5 protein-coding genes and 1 pseudogene are annotated in these 5,636 nt (G+C 70.4%); 3 read left to right on the top strand and 3 right to left on the bottom strand.

What is annotated here, in order from left to right; all coding sequences use genetic code 11:
• On the top strand, positions 1 to 626 hold a 626-nt coding region (locus CH341_RS27440; protein ID WP_111422133.1), incomplete at its 5' end, for a DsbA family protein.
• A 13-nt stretch (positions 627 to 639) separates the two neighbouring features.
• Here the strand turns inward: CH341_RS27440 and CH341_RS27445 are convergent.
• The 3 genes from CH341_RS27445 to CH341_RS27455 are packed head-to-tail and all read right to left on the bottom strand — an operon-like array spanning position 640 to position 2,640.
• Positions 640 to 969: a hypothetical protein gene (locus CH341_RS27445; protein ID WP_111422134.1), complete on the bottom strand. Its 330-nt coding sequence runs from the start codon at positions 967 to 969 to the stop codon at positions 640 to 642.
• A 13-nt stretch (positions 970 to 982) separates the two neighbouring features.
• A complete protein-coding gene (locus tag CH341_RS27450; RefSeq protein WP_111422135.1) occupies positions 983 to 1,861 on the bottom strand; it encodes a prephenate dehydratase in 879 nt (292 codons plus the stop codon).
• Between the two features lie 35 nt (positions 1,862 to 1,896).
• A complete protein-coding gene (locus CH341_RS27455) occupies positions 1,897 to 2,640 on the bottom strand; it encodes a 3-deoxy-manno-octulosonate cytidylyltransferase (protein ID WP_111422136.1) in 744 nt (247 codons plus the stop codon).
• 175 nt (positions 2,641 to 2,815) lie between these two features.
• Here CH341_RS27455 and CH341_RS27460 point away from each other — a divergent pair.
• Positions 2,816 to 3,349, top strand: a pseudogene (locus CH341_RS27460) (c-type cytochrome); the annotation flags it as partial.
• 307 nt (positions 3,350 to 3,656) lie between these two features.
• On the top strand, positions 3,657 to 5,561 hold the full coding sequence (locus tag CH341_RS27465) for an extracellular solute-binding protein (protein ID WP_111422138.1): 1,905 nt from the start codon (positions 3,657 to 3,659) through the stop codon (positions 5,559 to 5,561).
• Positions 5,562 to 5,636: the final 75 nt, after the last annotated feature.

Raw genomic sequence — 5,636 nt, forward strand, 5'->3', positions numbered from 1 at the left:
TCACCTATCTGTTCGACCCGCTGTGCGGCTGGTGCTACGGCGCCGCCCCGGCGCTCCGCCGGCTCGCCGCCCTGCCCGGAATCGTCGTTGCGCTGGCGCCGACCGGCCTGTTCGCCGGGGCCGGCGCCCGGCCGATGACCGACGCCTTCGCCGACTACGCCTGGTCGAACGACCAGCGCATCCAGAAGCTGACCGGCCAGCCGTTCACCGACCAGTATCGCGACGCGGTGCTGTCCGATCGGGTCCGCCGCTTCGACTCCGGCCCGGCGACGCTGGCGCTGGCCGCGGTGGCCTCGACGGAGCCGGAGCGCGAGATCGATGCCCTGTCGGCGATCCAGACGGCCCGCTATGTCGACGGGCGCGACGTCACGGCGGCCGCGACACTGGCGCAGCTCCTCGACGGCCTCGGCCTCGCCGTGGCGGCCCGCCTGATCGCGACGCCCACCGACGTCCTGCGGGCCTTCAACGCCGAGCGCGTCGCGCGCGCCCGGGCGGACCTGCAGTCGGTCGGCGCCCAGGGCGTTCCCGCCCTGATCGTCGAGGACGACGGCGGCCGGCGGACGGTCGACAGCGGCATCCTGTTCGCCGGCCCGGACCGGCTCGCCGCCGCGCTGGCGGCCGCCTGACCGGGCTCGGACGTCACGTCTCCGCGGTCAGCTCCTCCCAGACCTCGAGCTGAACGGCGCCGCCCAGAATCGAGCGCCAGGCCTGGAGGAAGCTCTGGATGCGCAGGTCGCCGGCGATCCGCTGGCGGCTGATCTCCAGCGCCTCCGGAGTCTCGTAGGCGATCTCCTGGATGAACTGCGCCGGGTCGTCGACGTTGCGCAGCAGCCGCACGCTGGTGCCGCCCAGAAGCCCGTAGAACGGCGCCGTCGCCTGCACGACGGAGCGCACATAGGCCGGATCCGCCGATGGCAGCGTGACCCTCAGGAACAGGATTCGCCGCACGGTCCCGTCGGTCGCCGCCATGCCTTCCCCCCGCTCAGGTCGCAACCTCGAGCTGCGACCGCTTCGCGAACGTAGCGCGGAACGAGTGCGCCGGATAGACGCCGAGGATCTTCAGCGACTTCGGGTGAGAGAAGAAGGCCAGCTCCTCGAGCGCCAGCTTGAGATTGCGCTCCTCCGGATGGCCTTCGACGTCGGCGTAGAACTGGGTCGCCGCGAAATTTCCCTCGACCATGTAGCTCTCGAGCTTGGTCATGTTGATGCCGTTGGTGGCGAAGCCGCCGAGCGCCTTGTAGAGCGCGGCCGGGATGTTGCGCACCTGGAACACGAAGGTGGTGATCACCGGCCCGTTGTCGGGCGCCACCACGGCCGGCTCGCGGGCCAGCACGACGAAGCGCGTGGTCGAATGCGACTCGTCCTCGACGTTCTCGGCCAGGATGTCGAGGCCGTAGATCTCGGCGGCGAGCCGCGACGCGATGGCGCCGCGCGTCTTGTCGCCGGCCTCGGCGATGATGCGGGCGGCGCCCGCCGTGTCGGCCTGCACCTTGGTGGCGACGCCGAGCTTGCGCAGGTAGCGGCGGCACTGGCCGAGCGCCATGATGTGGCTCTCGACCGACTTGAGGTCCTTCAGGGTGGCCCCCTTGAGGGCCATGAGCTGGTTGCGGATCGGCAGGAACCACTCGGCGACGATGCGCAGGCGCGAGGTCGGCATCAAGTGGTGGATGTCGGCCACCCGGCCGGCGACCGAGTTCTCGATCGGGATCATGCCGAGCGTCGCCTTGCCGGCCGAGAGCGTCGTGAAGGCGTCCTCGAAGGTCGGGCACGGCACCGGCTCGTAGTCGGGATAGGCTTGGCGGCAGGCGATGTCCGAGTTGGCGCCCGGCTCGCCCTGAAAGACGATCTTTTTCTGGTCCATGATGGTCTCGGGTTTCGCGCCGGGAGGCGGGGGAGTCAATCGCCGCCGGCCAGAATGGCGCGGGCGGCGTCGAGATCGGCCGGCGTGTCGACGCCGAGCGGCACCGAATCGACCAGCATGACGTCGATCCGCATGCCGGCCTCCAGCGCCCGGAGCTGCTCCAGCCTCTCGCGGCGCTCCAGCGTGGAGGGCGGCAGCGCGACGAAGCGGGCGAGCGCGGCCCGCCGGTAGGCGTAGAGGCCGATGTGATGGAACAGCGGCCCGTCGCCGGAGGGCGCGGTGGCGCGGGTGAAGTAGAGGGCCCGCAACCGGCGGTCCGCGACCGGCGTGCCGACCACCTTCACGACGTTCGGATTGGTGCGCTCCTCGTCGCGCCGGATCTCGGCTGCCAGTGTCGCGATGTCCACGGCCGGATCCTCGAACGGCCGCAGCGCCGCGGCGAGATCGCCGGGCGACAGCGTCGGCAGGTCGCCCTGGACGTTGACCACCACGCCGAAGCGGCCGTCCGGATCGATGGTCGTCAGCGCCTCGAAGATGCGGTCGGAGCCGGACGGATGGTCGGCCCTCGTCATCACGGCGCGGCCGCCGGCGTGCTCGACGGCGGCCCGGATCTCCTCCGAATCGGTGGCGACCCAGACCGGACCGACCCCGGCCTCCTCGGCGCGGGCCATCACGTGCACGATCATCGGCTTGCCGCCGATGTCGGCCAGCGGCTTGTTGGGCAGCCTCGTCGCGGCCAGCCGGGCCGGGACGAGCACGACGATGTCGGAATGCGGCATGGTATGGGGCGCCGGGATCGATGGACGGCGGGTTTGCCGTCTCGCAGCCGCGAACCGCGGCTTTTCGCGGCGCTTATACGTGTTGCAAGGTCCGCCGCAAACCCGCTATGTCTGCCACGAACCTCGTGCGGCTTACCCCCCGCCGTAATGCTCTCGCCTTCGGAGCCCGTGCGCGATGGATTCTTACGAAGTCAACAAGGTCGCCGGTGCGTTCCTGTTCAGCGCCGCCTGCGTCGTGGCCCTGAACATCACGGCTGGCCTCATCTTCTCGCCGGCGGCTCCCGAGCAGCCGGGCTATGCCATCGCGGTCGCGGGCGCGCCGGAAACCCCGAAGGCCGCCGAGACGACGGCCGAGCCGCCGATCACCACGCTGCTGGCCACCGCCAGCGTCGAGAAGGGCGCCGCGGCGGCCCGCAAATGCGAGTCCTGCCACACCTTCGACAAGGGCGGTCCGAACAAGGTCGGTCCCAATCTGTGGGGCGTGGTGGGCCGCCCGCACGCGTCGCACGAGGGCTTCAAGTATTCGGCCGCCATGGCGGCGAAGACCGGGCCGTGGACGATCGAGGAGCTGAACGCCTTCATCACCAGTCCGAAGGCCGCCGTGCCGGGCACCGCCATGGCGTTCGCCGGCGTGCCGCGGGCGAGCGAGCGGGCCGACATCCTGGCCTTCCTCAACTCCAAGTCCGACAATCCGCAGCCGCTGCCGACGACCACCGGCGCGGCGCCGGCCGAGCCGGCCCAGACCCAGGCCGGGAACCAGGGCGCGCAGCCCAACGCCCCGGCCGAGACGGCGCCGCCGAAGCAGTGAGACCGGCGGCGGTGGACCCGACCGGCCGCCGCTCATCGAACCGCGCACCACCATGCCCGCCCGGACCGGACCACCGGCCCGGCGGGATTGCGCATATTTAACGCAGGGCCGAGCCCGGCGCGGCTGGCGGACGCACATCCCAAAACCGACATATTCGGTTAGAACCGTCCGTCGAGCCACCCTGGAGACCTTCCTTGGGAGATGTTCCTTGCGCCTGACCCGCCGTGACCTGCTCCGCTCGACCGCGATCGCGGCGGCGACCCCCGCCCTCGCGCCGCTGGCCGGCGTCGTCCCCGGCGCCCTCGCCCAGCCGGCCGCCGCGGCCGCCGGCGAGCCCGCCTGGCGGCACGGCCTGTCGCTCTTCGGCGAGCTGAAATACCCGGCCGGCTTCAAGCATTTCGACTACGTGAACCCGAGCGCGCCGAAGGGCGGCGCCTCGCGCCAGGCGGTGTTCGGCACCTTCGACAACCTCAACACCGTGGTGGCCGGCGTGAAGGGCTCGGTCGCCGCCGCCGTCGACCTGATCTACGACACCCTGATGGCCTCGTCCCTCGACGAGGTCTCGACCGAGTACGGCCTGCTGGCCGAGGCGGTGAGCTATCCGGACGATTTCGGCGCCGTGACGTACCGGCTGCGCGCCGGCGCGCGCTGGCACGACGGCAAGCCGGTGACCCCCGAGGACGTGATCTTCGCGTTCGACGCCTTCAAGAAATACAGCCCGCAGCTCTCGGCCTACTACCGTCACGTCGTGAAGGCGGAGAAGACCGGCGAGCGCGACGTCACCTTCACGTTCGACCAGCCCGGCAACCGCGAGCTGCCGCAGATCGTCGGCCAGCTCTCGGTGCTGCCGAAGCACTGGTGGGAGGGCACGGACGCGTCCGGCAACAAGCGCGACATCGGCGCCACCACGCTGGAGGTGCCGCTCGGCTGCGGCGCCTACAAGGTCAAGGACGTGGTGCCGGGCCGCTCGATCGCCTTCGAGCGCGTCAAGGACTACTGGGGCAAGGATCTGCCCGTGAACATCGGGCGCGATAACTTCGACGAGCTCCGCTACGAGTATTTTCGCGATTCGACGGTGGCGTTGGAGGCCTTCAAGGCCGACCAGATGGACTGGCGCAGCGAGAACAGCGCCAAGAACTGGGCGACCGCCTACGATTTTCCGGCGGTGCGCGACAAGCGCGTCGTGCTGGAGGAGTTCCCGATCCGCAGCGTCGGCGTCATGCAGGCCTTCGCGTTCAACATCCGCCGCGACAAGTTCAAGGATCCGCGGGTGCGCCGCGCCTTCAACACCGCGTTCGACTTCGAGGAGATGAACAAGCAGATCTTCTTCGGCCAGTACAAGCGGATCGCCAGCTACTTCGAAGGCACCGAGCTGGCCTCGTCCGGACTGCCGGAGGGGCGCGAGCGCGAGATCCTGGAGAGCGTCAAGGACAAGATCCCGGCCGAGGTGTTCACCAAGCCCTACACCAACCCGGTCGGCGGCAATCCCGAGGCGGTGCGCGCCAATCTGCGCGAAGGCACGCGACTGCTGCGCGAGGCCGGCTACGAGATCCGGAACCAGAAGCTCGTCGACGGCAAGACGGGCGAGCCCTACACGGTCGAGTTCCTCGCCTCCGATCCGAACTCCGAGCGCTTCGTGCTGTTCTACAAGCCGTCGCTCGAACGCCTGGGCATCACCGTGTCGGTGCGCACCGTCGACGACGCCCAGTACGAGAACCGGATGCGCCAGTGGGACTTCGACGTCACCACGGCGGTATGGGCGGAGTCGCTGTCGCCCGGCAACGAGCAGCGCGGCTTCTGGGGCTCGCAGGCGGCCGACCAGCCGGGCTCGCGCAACCTGATCGGCATCAAGGACGCCGGCATCGACGCCCTGATCGACAAGGTGATCTTCGCCACCAGCCGGGCCGAGCTGGTGGCCGCGACGCGGGCGCTCGACCGCGTGCTGCTGGCGCACAATTTCGTCGTCCCGCAATGGACCTACGGCAAGGCCCGCACCGCGCGCTGGGACCGCTTCGGCCGCCCCGAGACAATGCCCGAATACGGCATGGCGGCCTTCCCGACCATCTGGTGGTGGGACGCGGCCAAGGCCACCAAGACCGGCGGCCGTTCGTGAGCCGCGGCGAAGGCGGCGCGGGGCCTCGCTTCACCTCCCCCTGGAGGGGGGAGGTCGGACCGCGAAGCGGTCCGG

Origin of the sequence: Rhodoplanes roseus, from assembly GCF_003258865.1 — a bacterium.
Classification (GTDB): domain Bacteria; phylum Pseudomonadota; class Alphaproteobacteria; order Rhizobiales; family Xanthobacteraceae; genus Rhodoplanes; species Rhodoplanes roseus.